This is a genomic window from Streptomyces radicis (genome assembly GCF_003626575.1).
GTDB classification, from domain to species: Bacteria; Actinomycetota; Actinomycetes; order Streptomycetales; family Streptomycetaceae; genus Streptomyces; species Streptomyces radicis.
In genome coordinates, this window is the sequence record NZ_RBDY01000023.1 from 81098 (window position 1) to 106767 (window position 25670).

Genomic DNA, 25670 nt, shown 5'->3' on the forward strand with positions numbered 1-25670 from the left:
CGGTCAGCGGCGGCCCTCGGCGCGGGCCGCCGCGAACCGCGCGGCCCAGAGGGCCGTGCGATCCAGATACGCGGTCTCCGAAGCGGCGCCCGTGGTGCCGTAGGCGCCCTCGAAGGTCTTGTAGCCGTGGCCTGCGGGCGGGGCGGAGGAGACCGGCTCCACCATCGAGCCCTCGTGCCACTCGTTGAACGATGTGATCGACACCCAGTCGGGCAGCCCGCCGTTCTCCGGGGCCAGCGCGCCCGACCACTGCTGGTCGTACGTCTCGCCGTCGTTGTGGGGCAGCTCCGGCGTCGTGTTGCCCGGGACGGCCCGGTCGTCCAGATAGCTGGGGCTGATCGAGGGCGCCCAGATCCGGCCGTTGGCGCGGCACCAGTCGGCGATGCCCTGCCAGCCGGTCATGTCGCCGAAGTTGGTGTAGTTGTAGAGGCCGCCGAAGTGGGTGGCCTTCGAGATGTCGGTGGTCTGGGTCAGGACGATGGCGTCCTGGGCGACCGCGGACAGGGGCGACCAGTCGGCGATCGAGAGGCTGTTGAAGACGTAGAACACCGGCCGGTCGCCATGGCCCGCGTCGCGGTGGAACGCCGGGTGCGCGCCATAGGTGGCGTCGATGTACCGGATGTCCGCGACGGTCGAGGCCGCGGTCCGCCCGCCGTAGGGCTCCAGGTGCCAGGCGACGCGCACGCCGTGCGCGGCCGCGGCGTCGAGCAGCACCGGCACCTGCCGGTCCTCGAAGCCGCCCTGGCCCCACCAAGTGGTGGCGACCACGCCGACGCCCGCCCTGCGCACCCAGGCCATGTGCTGGTCGACGACGGCGGGGTCGCCCGCGTCGTACGGGCCGAGCGCGGGGTAGAAGTCGGCGCCGATGGCCTCGGGAGGCTCGAAGCCGCCCTGCTGCCAGTGGCGCCAGCCGCCCGACACCTCGGGGGTGCCGTACCAGGGGTAGTAGAAGAAGTGGACGTCGTAGTTGGCGGGCGGGGGCTGTGCGGCGGCGGACGGTGCCGAGCCGATGGCGTTCCAGGCGATGCCCGCGGTGGCGGCGCCCGCGCCGAGGGCCAGCAGGCGGCGTCGGCTCACCTCGGCGCGCCGCGTGGCCGACGGCGGGGACGAGGACGGCGGGGATGACGACGGGGTGGGACGGGGGGTCACGAGCTCACGTCCTTACGGGGGTAAGGGGCGGTGGGGGTCTTGCCCGAGCGCCCAGAGACTATGAGCGGCTCCGTGCCTCGTCCACCCACCGTGCGCAAATCCGCGACAGAACGGCGCAATAAATGAACGGCCGCCGCCCGTCCGCCCCTTGGGGCGCGGCGGCCGTGTCCGCCGTCAACGTGGCAGGGGGTTCCAGGAGTCCGGGCCCGGCTCGCGCCCCTGCGGGGGGTACGCGCAGTCCAGCGCCTGGACCTCCTGGTCGCCGTCGTCGGACTCGGTGACGACCGCGGCGGTGCAGGCCCGGCCGTGCTCGTCGGTGAACGTGCTGATCTCGGTGCGGTCCCGCTCGGGCTGCGTCTCGCAGCCGCTCAGCAGGAGCGCCGCCGTCGTGACAGGGACGGCCACCAGGACGGCCGTGCGTGCGCGCATGTGTCGACTCCCCCGTGTGATGGGCGCCCGCGGCGCCGAACGAAAGCGTAATCCGGTCGGCGCCGCGCCCGCCAGGGACATCGCGGGACGTCCCCGGCGGCGCATCGGGTCGTCAGGTGAGCGTCAGCCCATAGGCGTTCAGGACCTCGAGGATCGGCTGGACGTACGTGGTGCCACCCGACGAGCAGCTCCCCGAGCCGCCCGAGACGATGCCGACGGCGTATCCGTCCAGGGTGAACACGGGGCTGCCGCTGCTGCCCGGCTCGGAGCAGGCCGTGGACCGGGCGAGGCCGCTGACCACGTCGCCCCCGCCGTAGTTCACCGACTGGTTGAGCGCGGTGACCGTGCCGCTCGTGCAGCCGGTGGGGCTCGCGATCCAGAGCACGTCGCCGACCGTGGGGTTCCGCGCGCCGACGATGTCGATCTCCTCGCCGTTGCATATCACCGAACCGGGGCGCGGCAGCGAGGCGTTGGCGTGCCGGATGACGCCGTAGTCGTTGCCGGGGAAGCTGGAGCCCGCGGTGGGTCCTATGGTCGTGGTGCCCGACGGGTCGGCGTACCACGTGCCCCCGAGGCTTGTGCAGTGCCCGGCGGTGATGACGAACTCGGCGCCGCCCGCCGCGGAGTTGAACCCCGCGGTGCAGCGCGCGCCCGCGGTGAAGATGGCCTCGCCACCGGCCAGCAGGGGGCGCAGCTCGCCCGGCGCGCGCTCGAACGTGAGCGCCCCGGCCAGCTCGCCCGCGCTCCGCTCGATCCGGTCGATCTCCTCGGGCGACACCGTCGAGTCGGCGGTGACCAGCACGCTGCCGGTCGCGGCGTCCACCGTCCACGCGGTGCCGGGGACGTCGGCGGCGCGCACGGCCTCGCTCGCGGCGGCGAGTCGCTCGGGGCCGAACTCCGGTGCGGCGTCCGCCTGGTGGGCCGTCGCGCCCGGCGCGACGGCGGCGGCGAGGGCGAGCGCGCACGCGGCGGCCGCCAGGGGCCTGGCCCAGCGGGCCCCGCGTCTGCCGGGTCCTGGGGCGGGGTGTGGGGGTGTCATGGTGTCCTCCGGCCTGAGGTGGTGGGCATGCCATCGGGCATGCTCCTGACAGCGCGAGTGTGCCGAGCGCCCGCGCCCGTTGCCAAGGCCGCGTCGGGGGCGGCGGCCGAACGGGTCGGTCAGATGTGGTCCGTCACGATCACCGCCGTGGTGTCGGGCGCCAGGGCCTCGAAGAGGTGCGGGGCGTCCCCCGGGTAGGCGACGTAGTCGCCGGGGTCGAGCTCGACCGGCTCCTCCGTCGGCCCGGCGAGCGCCCGGCCCGTGCAGAGCACGACATGCTCCGTGGTCCCCGGCAGGTGCGGCTCCGAGAGGCGGGGCCGCCCGGGGCTCGCGTCGATCCGGTAGAGGTCGCGCCGCGTGTGCGTGGCCCCCGCGGCCAGCAGCGCCGCCGAGTAGTCCGCCTGATCCGAGTGCGTCACCGGGCCCTCGCCGCGCCTGACCACGCGTATGCGCGGCCTCGGCGGGTCGACCAGCCTGCTGAACGGCACCCCGAGCGCCACCCCGAGGGCCCACAGCGTCTCGACGCTCGGATTGCCGCTGCCCGACTCCAGCTGCGAGAGTGTCGACTTGGCGATGCCCGCGCGCCTGGCCAGCTCGGTCAGCGAGAGCCCCGCGCCCTCCCGCTCCCGTCGGATGGCGGTCGCGATCAGCGTGATGAGCCCGCTCGCGGGCCGCTCGGCCGGATCGGCCGGTCCGTTCCCCGTACCCATGTGTTCGCTCCAGACGTCCACCCGTTCGGCTTGACGAACGGGCACCTTGGGGTTCACTATACCGGTCATGCGTTCGTTCTGCCGAACACTTGACCGCACCACCCTGCGCGACATCGCGCTGGTCTGCTGTGCCGACGCCCTCGTGGCCGCCTCCTTCGGCGCCATCGCCGTCTCGGGCGGCCTGCCGCCCTGGGTGCCCGTGGTGATGTCGCTCGTGGTCTTCGCCGGGGCCGCGCAGTTCGCCGCGGTGGCCGTCGTGCTCTCCGGGGGCGGCGTGCTCGCCGCCGTGCTCGCCGCCCTCGTGCTCAACGCCAGGCTGCTGCCCTTCGGGTTCGCGGTCGCCGACCTCTTCGGCGGGCGCGGCGGGCGCATACGCACGCGGCTGGTCGGCGCGCACCTGATGACCGACGAGGCGGTCGCGTTCGCCCTCAGGCAGCGGGAGCCTGGCGCGCGCCGCGCGGCGTACTGGGTGAGCGGCGTCGCGCTGTTCGTCTCATGGAACGGCGCGGTGCTCATCGGCGCCCTCGTCGGCGGTGGCATCGAGGACACCGGGGCGCTCGGCCTCGACGCCGCCTTCCCCGTGGTGCTGCTCGCCCTGGTGCTGCCCTCGCTCGCCGACCGGGCGACCCGCCGCGCCGCCCTCGTCGGCGCCGCCGTGGCGGTCGCCGCGACGCCGTTCCTGCCGCCCGGACTGCCCGTGCTCTGCGCGCTGTTGGGGGTGCTCGTGGCCGGGCGCGGCCCCCTCATACCCCCCCGACCGGCGCGCGAGCCTCTGCCGGGAGCCCCCTGATGCCCCTCTACGCCATCCTGTTGCTCGCCGCCGGGACCTTCGCGTTCCGCCTCGCGGGCCCCGCGCTCGGGGACCGGCTGCGCATCGGCGAGCGCACCCACTGGCGCCTCGGCGTGGCGGCGGCCGTGCTGCTGGTCGCGCTCGTCGCCACCGCGTCCCTCGCCGACGGATCCGCCACCGAGGGCGCCGCGTTCGCCGGGTGGGCCCGTCCCGCGGGCGTGCTCGCCGGGGGAGCGCTCGCCCTGCGGCGCACGCCCTTCCCGCTCGTCGTCATCGCCGCGGCGGCCACCACCGCGGTGCTGCGCCTGTGCGGGGTGCCCTGACCCGGGTCGGGGCCCCATGCCCCCGCGGGTGAGATGATGGGCCCGCCGGCGAGGCCGCCCTGGCGCCCGAAGCCGGCATGTGGGTTCATGCGTTGGCTGGGATTGGATGTGTGTGATGGTCACGGGCAAGGTAGTGCGGTTCGACGAGCTCCGAGGCTATGGGTTCGTCGCGCCCGACACGGGGGGCGAGGACGTCTTCATCCATGTGAACGACCTGGAGTTCGACAAGCGGCTCCTCGGTCCAGGGATGCTGGTGACGTTCGACGTCGAGGAGGGGGACCGAGGGCTCAAGGCCAGCAATGTGCGGCTCCAGGAGGGCGCCGACCGGCACGTGTCCCCGCCGTCGCGCGGCTCCTCCGGCGTCCCCGGCGACGACCTGTGTGACGTGCTGTCGGCCCGGGAGTTCGTCGAGGAGATCACCGAGGCCCTGCTGCGCGCCGCTCCGACCGCCACCTCCGAGCAGATCCTGGCGATCCGGCAGCGGCTGATCCAGCTCGCCCACTCCCATGGCTGGGTCGACTCCTGATCCCGGCCCCACCTTCGTTCGGCCCCCGACGCCCCGTAGCGCGCCCGCGCGGCGGGGCGTCGGCGCGTTCCCGCTCCCCGCGCGGGGAAGCCGCCCACGCGCCGCATCGCCGCCCGACCCCGCCTGGTCCGATGCACGGCGCGATATCGCCAGGGAATGCCCCGATGTGCGCAGGGAACGAATGCGCTCGTGAACGGCGTCGCGGAATCCGGGCGGCATTTCCGCGGGGAAAGCGGCTGGCTTTCCAGGGCCCGCCGTTCCGGAATGCGGATTCCGTGTCGCCCGGCTCCGGTCGGCGGTCAACGGCGGCCAACGGGCCGCGCGTCGTCACCTCGCGGCGCGCTCACCTGCGAAGTGCCGCCCGTTCAAGGGGAGTTGGTGAAGGGGCGGCGGGCTCAGGGTGAAGTGGCCGCGCTTCTCCTGTGGCGCGGATGTAACGGAGAGGGGTTGTAGTGACGTTCGTCACCCGCCCTCTCGGGCGAGGGAACGCCGTCGCTTCCTCTTCGTCGGCCAATGTCCGAGTTGCGCGCATTGCTGATTGTAATGTTCCGCTTATTCGCGGAATTCAGCCGAGGCCCTGTTGCTAATCTCCTGGCGACCATCAGGGGCTTGGTCGAAGACTTCCATCTGTTTTCCCGATAACGGGCGTGCGGTCCGTTGGACGCGGGCTGCGCGGTTACTTCGGCCGGGCTTCACCGAATGAGGGAGTGAGTTCTTTGAGAAAGCCTTCCAGAACGGCCGCCGTGATCGCGGCCGTCGCGATCGTCGCCGGTGGCGCCTCGACGGCCTACGCCGTCGGCGGCGGCTCGGGCACCGCCCAGGCGGCGGCCGTCAGGACGGCGTTCGCGCCGGGCTCCGCCGAGGACGGGCGCGAGCTGTTCCGGGCGATCTTCTTCGGGCAGGGCGGGACGGCCAAGGCGCTCGCCGAGCGCGACGGCGAACTCTTCTCGGCCGTCGGCGACTTCTACGCCGAGAACAACACCGAGGAGGCCCTCGCCGGGGGCGCGGCGGTCCTGGACCTGCTGGAGAGCGATGACGCGGCCTACTTCGCGTCGTTCTCGGCCGAGCTGCGCTCCGGCGCGCCGGAGCGCGTCGAGGCCGCGCTCCTGGCCTCCCAGGAGGACCTGGAGGCCCTGGAGATCGAGAAGACGGAGATCGACGGCGGCGCCACCTGCATCTACGTGGTGAGCGTCGTCGCGGCCGTCAACGTGGCCGGCGTCGCCAACGCCGCCGTCGTCGCCGCGGCGGTGAACTTCGTCGTGGCCGCGAACTGGTTCTGGTCAGCGCCCGCGGGCGGGACCGACGGGCTCAGCCAGGAGGCCGCGATCGCCCAGGTGACCTCGGCGCTCCAGCTCTGACGCCCACCGCGCGGTCCTCGTGACCGGCCGGTGCGGGGCGGGGAGGCAGCCCGCCCCGCACCGGCCTCACCCCGGCCCGCGCGGTCGCCTCTCGTCGAGTCGTCCACGGAGCGCAGGGAGCGCAAGGAGTCCAGTTGAGGATCAGCACACCAGGAAAGTTCGCCGTCGTCCGCGCCTCCACGGCCGCCGCGGAGCTGCCGCTCTCCCGCGCCAGGTCGCTCGCCGTCGGCGCCGTGATCGCCCTTCTCGCCCTCTACGGGATCCACGCGCAGCTGCCCCAGTCGGCCCTGCGCCTGCCGGGCGCGGGCCAGGAGTTGCGCGCGCAGGCGCCCAGGGTCTTCCCCCAGGGATGGGCGTTCTTCACCAAGTCACCGCGGGACCCGTCCTTCCAGATCCACCGGCTCGACGAGACGGGCGACGTCGTCATGGCCTCGCTCACCCCGCACTCGTCCCCGCACAACGCGTTCGGGTTCGACCGGCAGTCGAGGACCCAAGGTACCGAATACGCGCTCCTACTGGCGGAGTTCCCGCTCGACGCCTGGCGGGACTGCCCGACCACCGAGGTCGAGGCGTGCGCCGACCCGTCCCTGCCCGCGCGGCCCGTCGTCAACGGCGTGCCCTCGCCCACCCTGTGCGGGGACCTCTTCGTGATCGCGCTCGAACCCCAGCCATGGGCCTGGCGCGACCTGGTCGACGACACCCACCGCGCGGAGCGCGTGCTGAGGATCGACGTGGAGTGCCCGGCATGAGCGAACGACAGCCTCCGGCCCAGGACCCGGCCAAGACCTCTACCCAGGCCCAGAGCACGGCCCAGACCACCGGCCAGGCCCCGACCGTGCGCGCCGCGCTGCCCTGGGGCACCGTCTACGGCCTGGCCCGCACCCTGATCGCGCTCGGCACCGCGGGCACGCTCGCCTTCAGCGGCACGGGAACGCTGTTCAGCCACGTCGTGGGCCGCGACCCCGCGCCCTACTGCGACGGCATCCAGCGGGCTGGCGCGTTCTGCGTGGCGCCCGACGGGCAGCTCGGCCTCGCGCGCTGGCTGTGCGTCGCGGTGCTGCTGCTCGTCGCCTCGGGCTGGCGGCCCCGCTGGACGGGCGTCGCGCACTGGTACGTGGCGTTCAGCGTCCACAACGGCATCTCCATCCCCGACGGCGGCGACCAGGTCGCGGTCGTCCTGACGCTCCTGCTGATCCCGGTGACCCTGGCCGATCCCCGACGTTCGCACTGGCAACGGCTCCCGGATGGAGCGGCCGCGCGTCACCGCGAGGCCGGGGGCGCCCGCGCGTGGGCGGTCACGGCGGCCGTGGCGTTCACCCTGGCCGCCCAACTCCAGGTCGCCGGGATCTACTTCCAGTCCAGCATCGCCAAGCTCAGCCACCAGGAGTGGGCGGACGGCACCGCCATGTACTACTGGGGGAACGACGTGGCCTTCGGCGCCGCGGACTGGCTGGCGCCGCTGCTCGGGCCGCTCGTCGGGTGGAGTCCGTCCCTGGCCCTGCTCACCTGGTCGCCCCTGGTGATCGAGTTCGCGCTCGCGATCTCTCTGCTGATGCCGCCGCGGGCCAGGCGCCTGCTCCTCGCGGGCGGCTTCGCGCTCCACCTGGGGATCGGCCTGGTCATGGGCCTGTGGAGCTTCGTCCTGGTGATGTGGGGGGCGTTGCTCCTCCTGTGCCTCCCGATCGGGGCCCACCTGCCGTGGACGGTGCGGCGCGTCGCTGAGCCGGGGACGGAGCCGGGGACGGAGCCGGACACGAGGTCGGACGCGGAGTCCGCGCCCGAGCCCGAGGCGGCGCCCGCGCCCGCCACCCCGCGCTGACGGACGGACCGCCGCGCCCCAACGGCCCGGACGCCGGGCGGCCTTCGCGCCGCCCGGCCCGGTTCCGGATCTCCACTCCAGTGGTGTGGACCTCTTGACCCCGCGTCAGGCCCCTTCTACGGTCACAGCGACCCCTGCACCCCCACCCACTCGCCCCCACCCAGGGGTGTCATGCCCCTGGCGAACGAGAGGACGGCCATGGCGACACCCCTGTCCGCCCGCCCATCCCGCCGCCGTCGCGCCCTGCTCGCGGCCGCGGGACTGCTGGCCGTGTGCGCGGCCACCGCGGTCACCGCCCCGACCGCGCCCGCCGCCACCGCACCCGCCACCGCCGCCACGCCCGGAGCGGCCCAGGCCGCCGCCGAGGTGAGCCCGCTGGCCCAGTACGGCGCCCTCGAGGTGTGCGGGACCACCCTGTGCGGCGAGAACGGGCAGCCCGTTCAGCTGCGGGGCATGAGCACCCATGGCACCCAGTGGTTCGAGCACTGTGTCACCCCCGCCTCGCTCGACGTGCTCGCGAACGACTGGGGCGCCGACGTGCTGCGCGTGTCCACCTATGTCCAGGAGGACGGCTACGAGACCGATCCCGAGTACTTCACCGACCTCGCGAGCCGGATCATCGACCAGGCCACCGAGCGCGGCATGTACGTCATCGTGGACTGGCACATGCTGAGCCCGGGCGACCCCAACGCCAACACCGACCTGGCCAAGCGGTTCTTCACGGACATCACCGCCCGCCACGGCGACCAGGACAACCTGCTCTACGAGATCGCCAACGAGCCGAGCGGCGTTCCGTGGTCGAGCATCAAGAGCTATGCCGAGGAGATGGTCCCCGTGGTCCGCGCGGGCGACCCCGACGCGGTCGTCCTCGTCGGCACCCGCGCCTGGTCCTCGCTCGGCGTCTCGGAGGGCTCCGACGAGTCGGAGGTGGTGGCCGACCCCGTGAACGCCGACAACATCATGTACACCTTCCACTTCTACGCGGCCTCGCACCAGGACGCCTACCTGGCGGCGCTCAGCCGGGCGGCCGACCAACTGCCGATGTTCGTCACGGAGTTCGGCACCCAGGAGTACACGGGCGACGGGCCCGACGACTTCGCGTCCGCCCAGCGCTACCTCGACCTGCTCGCGGAGAAGAACATCAGCTGGACCAACTGGAACTACTCCGACGACTTCCGCACCGGGGCCGTCTTCGAGACCGGCACGTGCTCGAGCGGCAACTGGGCCGACCCCGGCGCCCTCAAGGAGGCGGGCGTCTGGATCCGCGACCGCATCGGCTGATCGGGCCCCAGCCCGACGTCACCCCCAACTCCCTTGCCGCCCCGGGGCGTTGCCCGCGCCGCTCGCCGCCAAGTGGCGGCGGGGCCGAGACGATCTCGGCGTGGGCGCCCCGGGCGGCTATTGTGGCGGTCAGGCACAGCGCACCGAGGGGGCACGGGTGGTCGACCGCTCCGGTGGGACCAGCCCGCGGCGGCTCACCCACCTGGCCAGACTCTGCCCTCAACTGCCCGAGGGGGTAAGGCTGTACGCCCTGGGCGCGGACGGGCGGGCCCTGGTCGCCGACCGCGAGGGGGCCAGGGAGCTCGGCCCGCCCGACGGCATGCGGCGCTTCATCGACGAGGGCCAGTTCGCGCACTACCTGGTCGGCGACGCGGCCACGTCCCCTGGGCGCCCGTCCAACGCCACCTACAAGCTCGGAGTCGTCGCCCCGCGCAGCGCGTTCACGCCCCACGCGCACGGCGGCGAGCACATCGTCCTCAGCCTCGGGCACGCGGAGTGCGGCCTGTGGGACGCCGCGCAGGGCCGGGCGGCCTCGATCGCGCTGCCGCCGGGGCTGATGATCCGCATACCCGAGCTGATGCCGCACTCGTTCGGGAACCGGGGCCGCCGCCCGTTGCACATCCTCGCCGCCAACACCGGCTATGGCATCGACCACGACGACTACGCCATCACCGCCCGCGACGCGGAGCAACGGGCCGCCGCCGCACCGGAGTTCGGCCCGCTGGCCGCCGCCCTGCGCTCCCTGGGGCGCGAGGGCGGCGCGGGCCCTGGGGCGCTTCGGATCCGCGAACGCCTCGCCGCGCGCCTGCGCGACCTGGCCACGACGCTGGAGCGCCCCCGTTGAGCGCCGGGGCCGACCTCCTGACCGCGGGGGGCCGTTCACGCGCTTCTCGCGCCGCCGTAACGGTGTGGTCGCCGCCGGGGACCAGCCCGCGGTGGCCCGGCTGTTCCCGAGGGGGGTGTCCGTGAGGTCGGGGTTGCTCGAACGTGCCCTGCGCGTCGCCGCCGCGCGAGCCGCCGCGCCAGGGGACCTCAAGTTCACGGAGCGGCAGCTCTACTTCGAGCTGTGCCGCGTTCTCCTGCCCGCCCATCTCCTGCCGCGGCGGCTGCCGTTCACGCTCGCGCCGCCGCTGTGCCACGGGCGGTTCGCCGCCGCGCTCGGGCGGCTCGGCGACGTTCCGGGGCTGCTCGCCGCGCCCCCGCACCGGCGGCCGAGACGCGGCGCGCCCGCCGAACCCGACCTGTACGACTACGGGTTGCCGCGGCTGCTGGTGTGCCAGGACCCGGCCATCGCCCGCATGCTCCTGGCCAACGACTGGCACCTGGAGGCAGCCTGCCCCGTACTCGCCGCCGACGACCTGCCGTTGGACCCCCGGCTGACCGCCGCGCTCGGCCGCGTCCCCGACGCGGTCGTCCACGTGCTGCACGACGCCAGCGCCCAGGGCACCGCGCTCCCGGGGCGTGTCAGGGCCCAACTCGGCCCCGACGCACCCCGCGTGGCCGCCCTCGGCCTCACCCCGCGGCACGCGGCGTCCCTGCACCTCACCCGCGGCCGGGCCACCGGGCCCGCGCTGCCCGCCGCGTCGCTCGACCGGCGCGAGCTGCGCTGGCTCGCGCGCGGCCGGTACGCCGAGGTCGCCGCGGTCAACCCCGCCCATCTGCTGCGCACCCTCCACCGGCTGGTGCGCGACGGCGGCGCGCCACCGCCGGGCGCCGCCCCCGGGGGAGTGGAGGCCCCGCGCGACACCGGCTTCCTCACCTGGCCCGCGCGGTGACCCGACCCCCGCGCCGACCCCGACCCACGCGCCGACCGCTCCGCCGCCGACGACCACCTCAACTCCCCGAGCCGCCCGAGCACTTCCAGGACACCGAGGACCCGATCCATGGACATGGCGAAGCGACCCCGCGAGATCGCCTACACCGACGAACTGCTCGCCGACGGCACCGTGCACCGCCGTTACGACGAAGGCCGCAGTGAGTGGCGCACGCGCGCGCCCGACGGGTCCGTGCGCTGGCGCGACGACCGGGGCGGCTCCGGCACGGACGAGCCGCTGGGCGACCGGCTCGTCAAGCGGACCCACGACGAAGGCCGCGTCGAGTACGGCCGCGACATCGGCTACGGCCGCACCGTGTGGGACGGGGGCGCCCGCGTCACCGTCAACCGCGCCGCCGCCGCCACCGGCCCCGGCGCCCGGCTGCGCGCGGGGCGCGGCCCCGGCGCCCTCGGCCCCGGGCTGCTGCCGCCCACCCGCCTCACCCCCGACGAGGAGGAGCGGCTGCGCCGCAAGTACCGCGCCGAGGAGCGCGGCGAGCGGGGTGAACGCGGCGTCGGCGGCGTCGGGGCCGTGCTGGTCGTCGACGCCTGGACCGGCACGTCCGACGCCGACTGGTCGGAGGACTTCGGCTGATGCCCCGCTGCTGCGCCTGCGCGGGCGAAGCGCCGCCCGACCGCCTGCGCGACCACCTCGTCGCGATGGGCGCCACCGTGCCCCCGGATGGCTCGGCCCTCGCGCTGCTCGACGGCGAACCCGGCCACGCCACGGGCCCGTTCACCGCCGAGGGCCGCGCCGCCGTGGGCGAGGTCACGCTGCACAACGCCGCCGAGCTGCGCGCCGCGCTCGCCGCCGCCGGGGCCCCGGCACCGCCGGGCTGCGCGGACGGCGAGCTGCTGCTGCGCTGCTGGGCGCGGCTCGGCGCGGCGGGGCTGCGCGCCGCGAACGGCATGTTCGCGCTGCTCGTGGTCGAGGGCGGCGACCTGGTGGTGATCCGCGACCACGCGGGCGCGCGCACCGCCTTCTACGCCCGCGCGGACGGCTGCTGGGCCGCCGCCACCTCGCTCCGCGCGCTGCGCCGCTGGCCCGCGCTCGCCACGGGCCTGAACCTCGCCGCGGTCCGCTCGTTCCTCACGTTCGCCTATCTCCCGGGCGACGAAACGCTGTTGACCGGCGTCCACGAGGCGCTCCCCGGGCGCGTGCTGCGGCTGGCCGCGGACGGCTCGACCACCGATGAGAGCTACTGGGAGCCGGAGGAGCGCCTGACGCCCCCCTCGGGGCGCGCGGCCGACGACCCCGAGCCCCATGTCCTGGGCCTGCGCGCCCTGCTCGATGAGGCCGTCGCCTGCCGCCTGCCCGAGGCCGAGCCGGTCGGCGTGCTGCTCTCGGGCGGCATCGACAGCTCCCTGGTCACGGCCATCGCCGCCAAGCGGCACGCCCACCCCGTGCACACCTACTCCATCAGCTTCGGGGCCGAACTCCCCAACGAGCTCGGCTACTCGGGCCTGGTCGCCGCCCACTGCCACACCCGCCACCGCGTGCTGACCGTCCCGGGCCGCACCGTCGCCGAGCGGCTGGCCGAGACGGTCGCGCTCCTCGACGCCCCGGTGGGCGACCCGTTGACCGTGCCCAACCTCATGCTCGCCGAGGCGGCGGCCGACGAAGGGCTGCGCGTCGTCCTCAACGGCGAGGGCGGCGACCCGGTCTTCGGCGGCCCCAAGAACCTCCCGATGCTCGTGTTCGAGATGCACCGCGCCGCCGACCCCGCCGACCCGGCGATCGTCCCGGACCCCGTGGGCCCCCTCGGCGACGGCGACGCGCGCGCCGAGGCGTACCTCAGGTCGTACCGCAAGTGCTACACCGACCTGCCGCGCCTGCTGACGCCCGAGGCCGCCGAGGCGCTGGCCGAGGCGCCGCATCCGCGCCGCCTCGTCGCCCCCTATCTGCGCCCGGGGCGCATGAACGCCCTGCTCAACCAGCTGCTGCACTGCAACCTCCGCACCAAGGGCGCCCATCACATCCTCACCAAGGTCGAACGCCTCACCGCCTCCCGCCAACTCCAGGGCCGCGCCCCGCTGTTCGACCACCGCGTCATCGACCACGCGTTCGCCACCCCGCCGCGCCTCAAGCTCAGCGGCGCGGTCGAGAAGTGGGTCCTCAAGGAGGCCGTGCGCGACCTGCTGCCCGACACCGTGGTGGACCGCCCCAAGAGCGGCATGCGCGTCCCCGTGCAGCGCTGGCTCGAAGGGCCGCTGCGCGACCTGTCGGCCGAGCTGCTGCTCGGCCGCGAGGCGCGCGCCCGCGGCCTGTTCCGCGCCGCCACCGTGCGCGAGTGGACCCGCCGCCGGGGAACGCTGCTGCCGCGCCACGGCTCCAAGGTGTGGCTGCTGCTGACCCTTGAGCTGTGGCTGCGCGCCCACGACCTGCCACCGACTTGAGGGACATGAGCACCTCAGGATCCCAGGAGCCCTGATGAACGCACCCAAGGCCGACCCGCGTGGGCCGCACGCGCCCGCCCTCACCCTGACCGACCCCCGCACCGGTCGCCCGCGCGGCACCTCGGTCCTCGGGCGCGAGCGCGAGACCGGGGCCGCCGTCGCCGCGGCCAGGGAGGCGGCCGCGGCGTGGCGCGCGCACACCCCGGGGGAGCGCGCCAGGCGCCTTGACCGGCTGGCGTCGCTGGTCGACGCGCACGCCGCCGACTACGTCGAACGCGAGCGCGCGGGCACGGGGAAGCCGAGCGCCGAGGCGGAGTCCGAGGTGGCGGGGGCGGCCGAGCTGCTGCGCTTCTACGCCGGGGCCGCGAGGGCGCGCACGGCGCCCGCCGCAGGGCGCCTGGTCGAGGGCCACGAGAGCTGGGTCCGCTGGGAGCCGCTCGGCACCGTCGCCGCGATCGTTCCATGGAACTACCCGCTGATGATGGCCGCCTGGCGCTGCGCCCCCGCCCTGGCCGCGGGGAACACCGTGGTGCTCAAGCCCGCGGAGACCACCCCCGACTCGGCCACGCTGCTGGCCGAGCACGCCGCCGACGCGCTGGGCGCCGGGGTGCTCGTGGCGCTGCCAGGCGACCGCGAGACAGGGCGCCTGCTGGTGGCGGCGCCCGTTGACATGGTGGCGTTCACCGGGAGCGCCGCCGCGGGCGCCCGGGTCGCGGCGGCCGCGGGGACCCGCCGCGTCAGCCTGGAACTCGGCGGCAACGGCCCGGCGCTCGTCCTGCCCGACGCCCCCGAGCACACCTGGGACGACCTCGCCGCCGCGGTCACCTACAACGCCGGGCAGAGCTGCGCCGCGCCCGCGCGCGTCATCACCCTCCCCGAGAACTACGCCACCGCCGTCGCCCGGCTGACCGCCGCCTTGGCCCGCCGCCACGCGGGCCGCGACTTCGGGCCGCTCAACAACGCGGACCAGGCCGCCCGTTGGGACCGCATCGTCGGCGCGTCGGCCGCCCGCGTCCGGCGCGCCGCCCGCATGGCCCCGGGTCCGAGGGAGCGCGAGGGGCACTGGCGGCCCGCGACGCTGCTCGCCGACGTGCCGCCCGACGACCCCGCCGTGGTCGACGAGGTCTTCGGCCCGCTGCTGACCGTGCAGCGCGCGGCGGGCGTCGAGGAGGCGCTGGCCCTGGCGAACGGCGTTCCGCAGGCGCTGGCGGGAAGCGTCTGGACGCGCGACCTGGCGACCGGGCTCGACCTGGCGGGCCGCCTCGACGCGGGCGAGGCGTGGCTCAACTGCCACCTCGTGCAGACCCCCGAGCTGCCGCACGGCGGGCGCGGCGCCTCGGGTCAGGGCACGGACCTGAGCGTGCTCGCGCTCGACGAGTACCAGCGGCCCAAGACGGTCACGGCCCGGCTGCGGTGACCGGCGGCGGGGGCCAGTCGAGGAACCCCAGGTCGGAGGACCGCGTCCCCGAGGGGCCGCGCCCGCCGAGCGCCGCCTCCGCCTCGGCGACCGCCCGTTCCACCCCGGCGAGCAGCACCTTGGGCGGCAGGGCGGCGAGCGGCGAGCGCCACCCACCGGCCAGCCACCGCCGCTCCGCGTCGTCGAGCGTCCCGAGGCCCCGCAGCAGCCGCAGGGTGCTCGCCCCCGGTGGGACCGCCCGTGTCACCGCCGCGCCGCGCCGGTCCATGACCGCGCGCGGCGGCAGCCCCGCGTCGACCACAAGCCGCCCCGGCAGCGCGTCGCGCACCCGCGTGGGGTGGAGAACGCCGCCCGCGCCCGCGTCGTGCAGGACGACGACCGGCAGCCCCGCGGGCACGTCGGCCACGCGCGCGACGAGCGCGAGCCCGTGCCGCTCGGGCGCGCCGTTGACGGCGAGGCACGTGGTCACGGTCGCGTCCTCACACAGCAGCGCGAAACGCGGCTCGCGCGCCCGCGTGCGCGCGGGTTCGTGGTCATCGTCGACGAGCCCCTGGGGCAGCCGCCCATAGACCGCCCTCCACGGGGCGACGACCTGCGCCCCGAAGGTGGCCCGCGTCATTTTCGTGTAGGTGGACGCCCAGGGGCGCTTGGCCAGGCTGACGCGGAGCGCGCGCCCCTTCCACCGCCTGCCGCGCATCACCACCCCGAAGACGAACGCGGCCGCCGCGGCGGTGGTCAGCAGGCCGTTCTCCTGGAGCACCCCGATCACCAACAGTGCGACGCCGGAGAGCAGGCCGAAGGCGCCCCAACGCGTGTACCACCGGGGCGTGTGCGGGGGGCGCGGGGGCGTGCGGCGGTGGGCAACGGGAGTGCGCCAGGGAAGCGTTTCGGGCACCCGCGCGGGCTCGTGCGCCAGCGCCCACCACAGCTGGGTGACCGTGCAGGTCAGCCGCCCCTCGTCGGTGAGCGCCGCGACGGCCTTGAGCACGCGCCGGTCGTTGAGCCGGATCGCGCTCTCCCGTGGCTCCAGGGCGAACCGCTTGCCGCACAGGGAGCAGCGTCGCCCGGTGCGCTGCTTGAACAACAGGCTCGCGTTGCAGTGCGGACAGATCACCGGCGCCTCCAAGTCCCCGGCCACCCAACCACACACGGGTGAACCCCGGGTGGCGTTCACGGACTACTGTGAGCTCCGTGTTCACTCCGCAGGGTCCCTCCCTCCGCGAACTCGCCGTGCAGGCACTGTCCTCCACCGAGCACGGCTACGACCTGCTCGCGCCCAAGTTCGACCTCACCCCGTTCAGGACCCCGGACGCCGTCATCGACGCGGTGGCCGAAACGCTGCGCCCGCTGGGCCCTTTCCCCTCGGGGCTCGACATCTGCTGCGGCACGGGCGCGGGCGTCGCGGCGCTCGCGGGGCTGTGCGAACGGCAGGTGACCGGCGTCGACTTCAGCGCGGGCATGCTCGGGGTGGCCAGGGCCGCGGTGCCCGCGACGCTGCCGCCCGGCGGGCCATCGGTGGGCTGGGTGCGGGCGGACGCCAGGTCGCTGCCGTTCCGCCGGTCGTTCGATCTGGCGGTCAGCTTCGGGGCGTTCGGGCACTTCCTGCCGGAGGAGCGGCCCGTGCTGTTCGCGCGGGCGTACGGGGCGCTGCGGCCCGGGGGCCTCTTCGCGTTCCCCGTGGGCGCCCCGCCCCGCGTGGGCTCGCGGGCGTACTGGGCGCTGTGGGGCTTCGACGCGGCGATGCGGGTCAGGAACGCCGTGTGGCGCCCGCCGTTCGTCATGTACTACCGGACGTTCCCGCTCTCCCGGGTGCGGGCCGAGCTGACCCGCGCGGGCTTCGCGGTGACCACCGCGCCGCTCCCCGGCTTCGGCACCCGCCCCGACGGCAGCCCCCGAGCCCGCGTGGTCCTGGCCCGCCGCTCCTGACCCGGGGCGGCCCGAACGCCCCGTCAGAGCAGGGCGTGCGCCTCGCGGTGCAGGGAGTCCAGGATGCGCTGGCTCTCCACCACGGTCCGCGCGCCCTCCCCGGTGACCACGATGATCCGGGCCCGCCGGTCGACGCCCGCTTGCTTCGGCCTTCGGTGGCCTGTCTCCGAGAGCCTTCCGCCCCCGCCCGGTAGGGCCCCGCACGTGAGCGTTCCCCCGCTTGCCCGGCCCCCGGTTTCCCGCCGGGAGGGCAGCCCCCTCGCGCCCGGGCGTTCTGCCACTTGCCCGGCCGCCACGTCCCGTTGTCTCATGCCCAATGCTCCCGCCGGGAGGGCACCCCGCTCGCCCGGCCCCCGCCGCCCGTTTCTCAATGTCCGGTTCTCCCGCCCGGAGGGCAGCCCGCTCGCCCCACCCCCCGTCTCCCAAAGAAGGCCCCCACCCCCCGCCCGGAGGGCACCCCACCCCCGCCCGGTTCTCGGCGTGCTTGGCCCGGCGGCCCGAGCCTCTGCTCAGGTGAGCAAAAAAATCCGCATCCGTTGCCTTCGACCCCTCCCGCTGCCTACTGTCCGTCGCCAGGACGACTTGTGGAGGGTCATATGCGTATCAAGCACGGCTTGAGAGCCTCTTTCGCCATATCCGGGCTTTTGGCGATGGCGGCCTGTTCCGTTTCGACCACTCCCGGTGGCGACGACAACGACGGCGGTGGGTCAGGTGGGGACGGGTCGGTGACCATCGGCTTCAGCCAGGCGACCCAGCAGTCGCCGTTCTACGTGCAGCTGAGCCGGGGCGCCGAGGACGCGGCCGAGGCCGCGGGCGCCGAGCTGTTCGTGTCCGACGCCGGAGGCGACGTCACCAAGCAGAACAACGACATCCAGGACCTCATCACCCGCGGTGTCGACGTTCTCCTGGTCAACCCCGTCGACCCGCAGGGCGTCAGGCCCGGGCTCGCCGCCGCCGAGGCCGCGGGCGTCGAGGTCGTCACCGTTGACCGGCCCGTCCCCGAGGGCGCCACCTCCTATGTCGGCCGGGACAACGAGGAGATGGGCCGCATCGTCGGCGAGCGCGTCGCCGAGGCCATGGGCGACGACGGCGGCAAGGTCGTCGAGATCATGGGCGACGCGGGCGGCGCCGTGGCGCGCGACCGCAGCGCCGGGTTCCACGAGGCGATCGACGCCGTGGGCGGCATCGAGATCGTCGAGGGCCCCTACTGCAACTACATCCGGTCCGAGGCGGTCACCGCCATGCAGGACCTGATCCAGACCAATCCCGATGTCGAGGTCGTCTACGCCCACAACGACGACATGGCCCTTGGCGCCCTCCAGGTGCTCCGCGAGAACGGCCGCGACGACGTCATGGTCGCCGGGGTCGACGGCCTGATGGAGGCCGTCGACGCCATCGCCGAGGGCGGCCCCTACCTGGCCACCGCCCTCAACGACCCGGTCGCCATGGCCGAGAGGGCCGTCGAGACCGCCGTCGCCATCGCGGAAGGCGAGGACGTCGAGGAGTCCATCGACGCGGGCACCGCCCTCGTCGACCCCGACAACGCCGCCGACCTGACCGCGGACACCACCTTCGCCGCGGCCGAGTGACCCCCGCCCGGCCCGTCGCCGAGCACCACCCCACGCACGAGAGGAACCACACCACCATGTCGGAGACCATGCGAGCCGCGGTCCTGCACGCCCCAGGGGACATCCGCGTCGAGCAGGTGCCCGTGCCCACACCGGGACCCGGCGAGGCGCTGGTCCGCGTGGCCGCCTGCGGCGTGTGCGGCTCCGACCTCAACCGCATGCTGCGGCCAGGCGGCGCCTACCACCTGCCGCTGATCTGCGGCCACGAGTTCGCCGGGCACGTGGTCGCCCTCGGCTCCGAGCTGGCCGCGGCCGGCACGGTCGCCGAGGGCGACCTCGTCGCCGTCCCCCCGCTGATCCCCTGCCGCCGCTGCTCCTCCTGCTCCCGCGGCCACTTCAGCCTGTGCGAGGACTACGACTACTTCGGCAGCCGCCGCGCGGGCGCCTACGCCGAGTACGTCGCCGTGCCCGCGGGGAACCTGATGGTGCTGCCCGCCGACCTCGACCCGCGCGCCGCCGCCATGCTCGACCCGGCCGCGATCGCCCTGCACGCCATCTGGCGCACCAAGCTCCGCACCGGCCACCGCGTCGCCGTCATCGGCGCCGGGCCCATCGGCCTGTTCGCCATCCAGTGGGCGCGCCTCGCGGGCGCGGCCGAGGTGCTGTCCATCGACGTCAGCGAGCAGAAGGCCGCCATGGCCGTCGAGGCGGGCGCCACCCACACCGCCACCACGCCCGAGCGCGCGAGAGAGCTCGCGGGCGAGGGCTACGACGTCATCGTGGAGTCCGCGGGCGTCCCCGCCACCGCCGACCAGGCCGTTTCCCTGGCCGCCCGGCACGGCCACGCCGTCTTCATCGGCATACCGCACGACCCCGTGGTCCTGCCCAAGCCGTCGTTCGGCAACTTCCTGCGCCGCGAGGTCTCCCTGCACGGCGCGTGGAACTCCTTCTCCGCCCCCTTCCCGGGTGACGAGTGGCGTGTCGCGGCCCAGGCGATGCGCGACGGGCGGCTGCACTGGAAGTTCATGATCACGCACGAGCTGGGCCTCGACGCCCTGCCCGGGCTCATGCACCAGCTCGGCGAGCGGTCCGTCTTCAGCTCCAAGGTGCTCTTCCTGCCCAACGGAGACCGCCAGCCCACGGGAGAACGTCCATGACCCCACCCGAGGCCCTCCTCGCCATCGACCTGGGCACCGAGAGCGCCCGCGTCGCGCTCTACGCCGGTGACGGCACGGTCCTGGGCGAGGGCCAGAGCGGCTACCCCACGCGTTACCCCCACCCCGGCTGGGCCGAGCAGGACCCCGACGACTGGTGGCGCGCCGTGGTGAACGCCACCCGCGCCGCCGTCACACGCGCCGGGTCGCCGCGCGTGGCGGGCGTCGCCGTGGCGACCACCGCGTCCACCGTCGCGGTCCTCGACGCCGAAGGCCGCCCGCTGCGCCCCGCGCTGCTGTGGATGGACTCGAGGGCCAGCGCCGAGTCCGAACGCACCGCCGCGACCGGGCACCCGGTGCTGCGGTACGCGGGCGGCGGCGACGCCGTGGAGTGGCTGGTCCCCAAGGCCATGTGGCTGGCCGGGCACGAGCCGCACGTCTACCGCGCCGCGGACCGCGTCACCGAGGCCGTCGACTACCTGGTGTTCCGCCTCACCGGCACATGGGCGGCCTCGCGCATGAACGCCGTCTGCAAGTGGAACCACGACCCGCTCGGCGCCGGGCTCCCCGACGACCTCTACGCCGACCTCGGCGTTCCCGACCTGCGCGCCAAGCTCCCCGAGCGCGTCGTCGCGGTGGGCGACCCGATCGCCCCCGTCGCGGCCGCCGCCCGCGCCGAGCTGGGCATCGAGGGCGAGGCCGTCGTCTCCTCAGGCGGCATCGACGCCCATCTGTCGCTGCTCGCCGTGGGCGGCCCCCGCACCGGGCGCGTCTCGGTGGTCTCCGGCACGTCGACCGCGTTCGTCACCGAGATCGCCGAGCCCGTCTTCCCGCCCACCGTCTGGGGTCCCTACCCCGACGCGCTGACCGCGGGCCGCTGGCTCGTCGAGGGCGGCCAGGTCACCTCGGGATCCGTGCTGACCTGGGTAGGCGAGCAGCTCCTCGGCCGCCCCCGCGCCGAGCTGCCAGGGCTGATCGCCTCCGCCACCGCGCTGCCCCCGGGCGAGCACGGCCTGCTGGTCCTCGACTACTTCATGGGCAACCGCACCCCGCTGCGCGACCCCAGGCTGCGCGGCGCGATCCTCGGGCTCACCGCGGGCACCAGGCCCGAGGAGGTCTACCGCGCCGCCGTCGAGGGCGTCGCCTATGGAACGCGCCAGGTGCTCGACTCGTTCGTGGCGGGCGGCGTCCCGGTGGACGAGGTGTTCATCTCCGGCGGGATACGGCACAACCCCCTGTGGCTGCGCACCACCGCCGACGTCCTCGGCCGCCCGCTCCACCTGGTCCGCGGCGACAACCTGACCCTGCGCGCCTGCGCCGTGATCGCCGCCGCGGGCATCGACGGCGGCGCCGACTCGCTCGCCGACGCCGCCGCCGGGTTCGCGCCCGCGGCCGAGCTGGTCGAGCCCGACCCCGCGACCCGCGACCTGCACGAGCGCGGCTACGCCGACTACCTGGCCGCGACCGCCGCGACCAGGTCCGTCGCCCACCGCCTGAGCGCGCCCGAGCGCACCAGGGGCGCGGCGCCCCAGGCCGCCCCCGCCCCCACGCCCGCCGCCGCGAGAGGAGGCGCCCGATGAGCGGACCCACGGACGACGCCCTGCTCTACCAGGTCGCGACCCTCTACTACGAGCGCAACCTCACCCAGGAACAGATCGGCGCCCAGCTCCACTTCACGCGCTGGAAGGTCGGTCGCCTGCTCCACGAGGCCCGCGACGCCGGGATCGTGCGCATCGAGGTGGTGCACCCCAAGACCCGCGTGCACCACCTGGAGGAGCGGCTCACCCAGACGTTCGGCCTGCGCGACGCCGTCGTGGTCGCCCGCGCCGCCACGGAGAACGACGAGGAGCTGCGCGCCCGCGTCGCCGAGGCGGGCGCCGACTACCTGTCGAGGCTGCGCCCCTCGCCCCGCCTCCTCGGCGTCTCGTGGGGCCGCACCCTCGACCACCTCGCCCGCGCCCTGACCCCCGGCTGGGCCCACGGCGTGCACGTGGTGCAGATAAACGGCGGCCTCAGCCGCTCCAGGCGGCCCAGCTCCGCGCAGGACATGGCGAGCCGCATCGCCCACCTCGGCCAGGGCACCGTCACCGTGCTGCCAGCCCCCGCCATCGTGGAGCAGGAGACCACGCGGCAGGTGCTCGAGGACGACGCGGCCGTGGCCGAGGTGCTCGGCCAGGCGTCGGCGGCGGACACCGCGCTGTTCAGCCCCGGCGGCATAGGGAACGACTCGGTGCTCGTCGGCTCCGGCTACCTCGACGCCGCCGACCTGCGGCGCCTCGCCGACGCGGGCGCCGTGGGGGACGTGGCGGGCCGTTTCATCGACGCCGCGGGGCGGATCGTCGACCCGGCGCTCGACGCCCGCACGTTGGGCATGCCGCTCGACGACCTGCGCGGGCGGCCCGTCGCCGTCGCCGTCGTCTCGGGCGCCGCCAAGCACGCGGTGTGCCGCGCCGTGGTGACCAGCGGGCTGTGCAACACCCTCGTCACCGACGACCACACCGCCGACCACCTGCTCCACCCCGACCCATGCGAGGAGTCGTGAGCGCCATGAGCACCACGGACACCGCGCCCCGGGAGGCGCCGCCCACCGGCATACCCCGGCTCACCATGCGCGGCATCGTCAAGCGCTTCCCGGGAACGCTCGCGTGCGACCACGCCGAGCTGACCGTGCGCCCCGGCGAGACCCACTGCCTGCTCGGCGAGAACGGCGCGGGCAAGAGCACGTTGATGAAGATCCTCTCCGGCTCCTACCAGCCGGACGAGGGCGAGATCCTGGTGGACGGCGAGCCGGTGCGCATCACCAACCCGCAGGCCGGGCTCGCCGCCGGGATCGCGGTCATCTACCAGGAGCTCGACCTCATACCCGACCTCACGGTCGCCCAGAACCTCCTCCTCGGCCGCACCCCCTCCTACGGCCCCCTCGTCCGCGGCAGGCGCCGCGCCGAGCTGGCCAGGGCCGCGGTCGAACGCGTCGGCGGAGACTTCCCCGTCACCGCCAAGGTTCGCGAGCTCCCCATCGCCGCCCAGCAGTTGACCGCCATCGCCAAGGCGCTCACCAGCGACGCGCGGATCATCGTCATGGACGAGCCCTCCGCCACCCTCGGCGAGAACGACCTGCGCAAGGTCCTGGACCTGATCCGTTCCCTCACCGCGGAGGGCCGCTCCGTCATCTACATCTCCCACCGCATGGACGAGGTGATGGAGATCGGCGACCGCGCCACCGTGCTGCGCGACGGCCGCACCGTCGCCGTGCGCGACATCGCGGACACCACCGCCGACCAGCTGGTCGCCGCCATGATCGGCGAGGCCCGCGAGCTGGTCCGCACCACCCACCGCCCCCGCCCCGAGGGCCCGCCGCTGCTCGAGATCGGCCGCGTGCACCGCGAGGGCCTCATCGACGTGCGCGACATCGACGTGCGCGCCGGGGAGATCGTCGGCCTCGCCGGGCTCGGCGGCGCGGGCCGCACCACCCTGCTCAAGGCCCTCTTCGGCGACGCGTCGGCGACCGTCTCGGCCCGCCTCGAAGGCCGCGACCTCGCCCTGCGCAGCCCGGCATCCGCCGTGCGCGCCGGGATCGCCCTGGTGCCGGAGAGCCGCAAGGAGCAGGGCCTCATGCTCGGCCTCTCCGTCGGCCGCAACGCGGGCATCACCACCCTGGGCACCCCGCCCTGGCTGGCCCCCCGCCGCACCGGAAGGCGCCGCGCCACGGGCGTGCTCGCCGACCTCGGCGTCCGCCACGCCTCGTCCGAGCAGCTCGTGGGCCAACTCTCCGGCGGCAACCAGCAGAAGGTCGTCCTCGCCAAGTGGATCACCCGCGGCGGCGTGCGGGTCCTGCTGCTCGACGAGCCGACCCGCGGCCTCGACGTCGGCGCCAAGGCCGACCTCTACCGCCAGGTCCGCCGCCTGGCCGACGACGGCGTCGCCGTCCTGCTGGCCAGCAGCGAGCTCAACGAGCTGACCGCCAACGCCGACCGCGTGTGGGTCCTGCACGAGGGCCGCAACGTCGCCTGCTTCGACCCCCGCACCACCGCGGAGAACGACATCGCCCACGCCGTCATCACGGGAACGACGCCGGGCGCCCCCGACACCTCCGACCCAGGAGCGACCGCATGACCACCACCGCCACCGCGACCTCCACCGACGAGCGGCAGGAGGGCGTGGTCCGCAGAAACCTCGCCGGGCGGCGGGGCGCCGAGCTGATCGTCAAGTTCAACCTGGTGCTGGTCTTCCTGGCGCTGTGCGCGGTCGCCACCGTGCTCGCGCCCGAGTTCCTGACCACGCGCAACATGTCGAACCTGCTCCAGCAGTCGGCGCTCACCGGCATCGTCGCCATCGGCATGACCATGGTCATCCTGACCGCCGGGATCGACCTGTCCGTGGGCAGCGTCGCGGCGTTCGGCGGCATGACCGTCGCCTTGCTGATCGACAACGACATGCACTTCGTGCTCGCCATCGCGATCAGCCTGGCGGCGGGCGCGGGCTTCGGCGCGATCATGGGCGGCCTCTCCGCCTATCTGTCGCTGCCCGCGTTCATGACCACCCTCGCCGGGCTCACCGCCATCCGCGGCCTCGCCTATCTGCTGACGGACGGCGAACCGGCCAACGCCGACACCTCCGAGACGTTCCAGCTGATCGGCGGCGGCTTCATCGGCTACATACCGATCGCCGGTCTCATCTTCGTCGGCATCGCCATCGTGGCGGGCCTCGTCCTGCGCGGCACGACGTTCGGCGAGTACATCTACGCCGTCGGCAGCAACAAGGAGGCCGCACGGCTCTCCGGGCTGCCGGTGCGCGGCGTCATCACCGCCGTCTTCGCGATCTCCGGCATGCTCTCGGCCCTCGCCGGGGTGCTGCTGACCAGCAGGCTCACCATCGGCCAGCCCACCGCGTTCGACGGCCTCGAGCTCGACGCCATCGCGGCCGTCGTCCTCGGCGGCACCAACCTCTTCGGCGGCCGGGGCGGCGTCATGGGCACGTTCGTGGCCGTGCTGCTGCTCTCCGTGCTGCGCAACCTCTGCAACCTGATGGGCCTCGGCTCCTTCTTCCAGATGGTCGTCACAGGGCTCATCCTGGTCGTCGCGCTCATCCTCAACATGGCTATCGAGAAGCGGGGTTCCCGTGCCTGACATCGCACTCTCACCAGGACCCGGCGCCACGGGCGCCGCCTGGCGCTCCTACCTCCACGGTCTGCCGGGTGTGGACGCGGTGGGGTTGGAGGCGCGGGCGGCGGGGTTGGCGACGCGTTCGATCAAGGCGTCTTCGAAGGCGTTCGCGATCGATCTGGCTATTTCGATGATCGATCTGACGACGTTGGAGGGGGCGGACACGCCGGGGAAGGTCCGGTCGTTGTGCGCCAAGGCGCTCCATCCCGACGCGTCGGATCCTGGCGTTCCGCAGGTGGCGGCGGTGTGTGTCTATCCCGACATGGTCCCGACCGCGGTGGCCGCGCTGCGGGGCAGCGGGGTGGGGGTCGCGTCGGTGGCGACGGCGTTCCCGGCGGGGCGCGCGCCGCTCGAGGCGAAGCTGATCGACACGCGCTCGGCGGTGGCCGCGGGGGCGACGGAGATCGACATGGTGATCGACCGCGGGGCGTTTCTCGCGGGGGACTACCGGACGGTGTTCGAGGAGATCGTGGCGGTGCGGGAGGCGTGTGGGGACGCGCATCTGAAGGTGATCCTGGAAACGGGGGAGCTGGTCACCTATGACAACGTCCGGCGCGCGTCGTGGCTTGCGATGCTGGCCGGGGCCGACTTCATCAAGACCTCGACGGGCAAGGTGCCTTCGGCGGCGACGCTGCCGGTGACCCTGCTGATGTTGGAGGCGGTGCGTGATTTCTTGGTGGTCTCTGGGCGGCGTGTGGGGGTGAAGCCGGCGGGTGGGATCCGGTCGGCGAAGGACGCGTTGCGGTATCTGGTGGTGGTGAAGGAGACGGCGGGGGAGGCGTGGCTGGATCCGGGGTGGTTCAGGTTCG

Annotated in this window: 25 protein-coding genes; 20 read left to right on the top strand and 5 right to left on the bottom strand. The window is 74.5% G+C overall.

The window, feature by feature from the left end:
* Window positions 1-3: 3 nt before the first annotated feature.
* The 4 genes from D7318_RS23975 to D7318_RS23990 all read right to left on the bottom strand — a co-directional run bounded on the left by D7318_RS23975 (window position 4) and on the right by D7318_RS23990 (window position 3327).
* A complete protein-coding gene (locus tag D7318_RS23975; RefSeq protein WP_120699266.1) occupies window positions 4-1149 on the bottom strand; it encodes a glycoside hydrolase family 99 protein in 1146 nt (381 codons plus the stop codon).
* Between the two features lie 174 nt (window positions 1150-1323).
* Window positions 1324-1578 (bottom strand): hypothetical protein, encoded by a 255-nt coding sequence (locus D7318_RS23980; protein ID WP_120699267.1) that lies wholly within the window; start codon window positions 1576-1578, stop codon window positions 1324-1326.
* A gap of 112 nt (window positions 1579-1690) precedes the next feature.
* Window positions 1691-2617 carry a S1 family peptidase gene (locus tag D7318_RS23985; RefSeq protein ID WP_120699268.1) on the bottom strand — a complete coding sequence of 309 codons (927 nt, stop codon included), beginning with the start codon at window positions 2615-2617 and terminating at the stop codon, window positions 1691-1693.
* Between the two features lie 119 nt (window positions 2618-2736).
* Complete coding sequence (locus tag D7318_RS23990) at window positions 2737-3327, bottom strand: XRE family transcriptional regulator (RefSeq protein ID WP_183091579.1); 591 nt, start codon at window positions 3325-3327, stop codon at window positions 2737-2739.
* Window positions 3328-3394: 67 nt separating this feature from the next.
* On the opposite strand from D7318_RS23990, the gene D7318_RS23995 reads away from it, so the two are divergent.
* The 12 genes from D7318_RS23995 to D7318_RS24050 all read left to right on the top strand — a co-directional run bounded on the left by D7318_RS23995 (window position 3395) and on the right by D7318_RS24050 (window position 15051).
* Window positions 3395-4117: an AzlC family ABC transporter permease gene (locus D7318_RS23995; protein WP_120699269.1), complete on the top strand. Its 723-nt coding sequence runs from the start codon at window positions 3395-3397 to the stop codon at window positions 4115-4117.
* On the top strand, window positions 4117-4440 hold the full coding sequence (locus D7318_RS24000; protein WP_120699270.1) for an AzlD domain-containing protein: 324 nt from the start codon (window positions 4117-4119) through the stop codon (window positions 4438-4440). Before D7318_RS23995 ends, D7318_RS24000 begins: the two co-directional genes overlap by 1 nt.
* 115 nt (window positions 4441-4555) lie before the next feature.
* Window positions 4556-4966 (top strand): cold-shock protein, encoded by a 411-nt coding sequence (locus D7318_RS24005; protein ID WP_120699271.1) that lies wholly within the window; start codon window positions 4556-4558, stop codon window positions 4964-4966.
* Window positions 4967-5682: 716 nt separating this feature from the next.
* The gene (locus D7318_RS24010; RefSeq protein ID WP_147437794.1) at window positions 5683-6324 is read left to right on the top strand and encodes a hypothetical protein; all 642 of its coding nucleotides are present in this window, start codon (window positions 5683-5685) and stop codon (window positions 6322-6324) included.
* A 134-nt stretch (window positions 6325-6458) separates the two neighbouring features.
* Window positions 6459-7073 carry an SdpA family antimicrobial peptide system protein gene (locus tag D7318_RS24015; RefSeq protein ID WP_230424016.1) on the top strand — a complete coding sequence of 205 codons (615 nt, stop codon included), beginning with the start codon at window positions 6459-6461 and terminating at the stop codon, window positions 7071-7073.
* Window positions 7070-8143 (top strand): sporulation-delaying protein SdpB family protein, encoded by a 1074-nt coding sequence (locus tag D7318_RS24020; protein WP_120699291.1) that lies wholly within the window; start codon window positions 7070-7072, stop codon window positions 8141-8143. Before D7318_RS24015 ends, D7318_RS24020 begins: the two co-directional genes overlap by 4 nt.
* Window positions 8144-8341: 198 nt before the next feature.
* Window positions 8342-9424 (top strand): glycoside hydrolase family 5 protein, encoded by a 1083-nt coding sequence (locus tag D7318_RS24025; RefSeq protein WP_120699273.1) that lies wholly within the window; start codon window positions 8342-8344, stop codon window positions 9422-9424.
* A 157-nt stretch (window positions 9425-9581) separates the two neighbouring features.
* Entirely contained in the window at window positions 9582-10268 is a 687-nt protein-coding gene (locus D7318_RS24030; RefSeq protein WP_230424017.1) for a cupin domain-containing protein, read from the top strand.
* 121 nt (window positions 10269-10389) lie between these two features.
* Window positions 10390-11199, top strand: a complete 810-nt coding sequence (locus D7318_RS24035) for a hypothetical protein (protein ID WP_120699293.1) — start codon at window positions 10390-10392, stop codon at window positions 11197-11199.
* Window positions 11200-11313: 114 nt separating this feature from the next.
* Window positions 11314-11832, top strand: coding sequence for a hypothetical protein (locus D7318_RS24040; RefSeq protein WP_147437796.1), 519 nt, complete (start codon window positions 11314-11316; stop codon window positions 11830-11832).
* Window positions 11832-13634, top strand: a complete 1803-nt coding sequence (locus D7318_RS24045) for an asparagine synthetase B family protein (RefSeq protein WP_120699275.1) — start codon at window positions 11832-11834, stop codon at window positions 13632-13634. Before D7318_RS24040 ends, D7318_RS24045 begins: the two co-directional genes overlap by 1 nt.
* A 34-nt stretch (window positions 13635-13668) precedes the next feature.
* Complete coding sequence (locus D7318_RS24050; protein ID WP_120699276.1) at window positions 13669-15051, top strand: aldehyde dehydrogenase family protein; 1383 nt, start codon at window positions 13669-13671, stop codon at window positions 15049-15051.
* Here D7318_RS24050 and D7318_RS24055 read toward each other — a convergent pair.
* The gene (locus tag D7318_RS24055) at window positions 15032-16189 is read right to left on the bottom strand and encodes a C1 domain-containing protein (RefSeq protein WP_120699277.1); all 1158 of its coding nucleotides are present in this window, start codon (window positions 16187-16189) and stop codon (window positions 15032-15034) included. The two genes, D7318_RS24050 and D7318_RS24055, sit on opposite strands and share 20 nt — an antisense overlap.
* 53 nt (window positions 16190-16242) lie before the next feature.
* Between D7318_RS24055 and D7318_RS24060 the strand changes: the two genes are divergently transcribed.
* The 8 genes from D7318_RS24060 to deoC form a co-directional block, all read left to right on the top strand.
* Window positions 16243-16977, top strand: a complete 735-nt coding sequence (locus D7318_RS24060; RefSeq protein ID WP_120699294.1) for a class I SAM-dependent methyltransferase — start codon at window positions 16243-16245, stop codon at window positions 16975-16977.
* A 725-nt stretch (window positions 16978-17702) separates the two neighbouring features.
* A complete protein-coding gene (locus tag D7318_RS24065) occupies window positions 17703-18566 on the top strand; it encodes a substrate-binding domain-containing protein (RefSeq protein ID WP_220729772.1) in 864 nt (287 codons plus the stop codon).
* Window positions 18567-18622: 56 nt separating this feature from the next.
* Entirely contained in the window at window positions 18623-19702 is a 1080-nt protein-coding gene (locus D7318_RS24070; RefSeq protein WP_220729774.1) for a galactitol-1-phosphate 5-dehydrogenase, read from the top strand.
* Window positions 19699-21279: an FGGY-family carbohydrate kinase gene (locus D7318_RS24075; protein ID WP_120699279.1), complete on the top strand. Its 1581-nt coding sequence runs from the start codon at window positions 19699-19701 to the stop codon at window positions 21277-21279. Before D7318_RS24070 ends, D7318_RS24075 begins: the two co-directional genes overlap by 4 nt.
* Complete coding sequence (locus tag D7318_RS24080; RefSeq protein WP_120699280.1) at window positions 21276-22241, top strand: sugar-binding transcriptional regulator; 966 nt, start codon at window positions 21276-21278, stop codon at window positions 22239-22241. The genes D7318_RS24075 and D7318_RS24080 overlap by 4 nt, the downstream gene beginning before the upstream one ends.
* 5 nt (window positions 22242-22246) lie before the next feature.
* Complete coding sequence (locus D7318_RS24085) at window positions 22247-23812, top strand: sugar ABC transporter ATP-binding protein (protein WP_120699281.1); 1566 nt, start codon at window positions 22247-22249, stop codon at window positions 23810-23812.
* Window positions 23809-24825 carry an ABC transporter permease gene (locus D7318_RS24090; protein ID WP_120699282.1) on the top strand — a complete coding sequence of 339 codons (1017 nt, stop codon included), beginning with the start codon at window positions 23809-23811 and terminating at the stop codon, window positions 24823-24825. The genes D7318_RS24085 and D7318_RS24090 overlap by 4 nt, the downstream gene beginning before the upstream one ends.
* Window positions 24818-25670: deoxyribose-phosphate aldolase (gene deoC / locus D7318_RS24095; protein ID WP_220729776.1), on the top strand; the 853-nt coding region annotated here is incomplete at its 3' end. The genes D7318_RS24090 and deoC, both read left to right, overlap by 8 nt.

Bases quoted from the DNA above. Each gene is read 5' to 3' on its own strand.
- D7318_RS24005 (WP_120699271.1), top strand. From the start codon at position 4,556: ATGGTCACGGGCAAGGTAGTGCGGTTCGACGAGCTCCGAGGCTATGGG.
- D7318_RS23995 (WP_120699269.1), top strand. From the start codon at position 3,395: ATGCGTTCGTTCTGCCGAACACTTGACCGCACCACCCTGCGCGACATC.
- D7318_RS24020 (WP_120699291.1), top strand. From the start codon at position 7,070: ATGAGCGAACGACAGCCTCCGGCCCAGGACCCGGCCAAGACCTCTACC.
- D7318_RS24000 (WP_120699270.1), top strand. From the start codon at position 4,117: ATGCCCCTCTACGCCATCCTGTTGCTCGCCGCCGGGACCTTCGCGTTC.
- D7318_RS24090 (WP_120699282.1), top strand. From the start codon at position 23,809: ATGACCACCACCGCCACCGCGACCTCCACCGACGAGCGGCAGGAGGGC.
- D7318_RS24085 (WP_120699281.1), top strand. From the start codon at position 22,247: ATGAGCACCACGGACACCGCGCCCCGGGAGGCGCCGCCCACCGGCATA.
- D7318_RS24040 (WP_147437796.1), top strand. From the start codon at position 11,314: ATGGCGAAGCGACCCCGCGAGATCGCCTACACCGACGAACTGCTCGCC.
- D7318_RS24025 (WP_120699273.1), top strand. From the start codon at position 8,342: ATGGCGACACCCCTGTCCGCCCGCCCATCCCGCCGCCGTCGCGCCCTG.
- D7318_RS24080 (WP_120699280.1), top strand. From the start codon at position 21,276: ATGAGCGGACCCACGGACGACGCCCTGCTCTACCAGGTCGCGACCCTC.
- D7318_RS24045 (WP_120699275.1), top strand. From the start codon at position 11,832: ATGCCCCGCTGCTGCGCCTGCGCGGGCGAAGCGCCGCCCGACCGCCTG.
- D7318_RS24075 (WP_120699279.1), top strand. From the start codon at position 19,699: ATGACCCCACCCGAGGCCCTCCTCGCCATCGACCTGGGCACCGAGAGC.
- D7318_RS23985 (WP_120699268.1), bottom strand. From the start codon at position 2,617: ATGACACCCCCACACCCCGCCCCAGGACCCGGCAGACGCGGGGCCCGC.
- D7318_RS23990 (WP_183091579.1), bottom strand. From the start codon at position 3,327: ATGGGTACGGGGAACGGACCGGCCGATCCGGCCGAGCGGCCCGCGAGC.
- D7318_RS24050 (WP_120699276.1), top strand. From the start codon at position 13,669: ATGAACGCACCCAAGGCCGACCCGCGTGGGCCGCACGCGCCCGCCCTC.
- D7318_RS23980 (WP_120699267.1), bottom strand. From the start codon at position 1,578: ATGCGCGCACGCACGGCCGTCCTGGTGGCCGTCCCTGTCACGACGGCG.
- D7318_RS24070 (WP_220729774.1), top strand. From the start codon at position 18,623: ATGTCGGAGACCATGCGAGCCGCGGTCCTGCACGCCCCAGGGGACATC.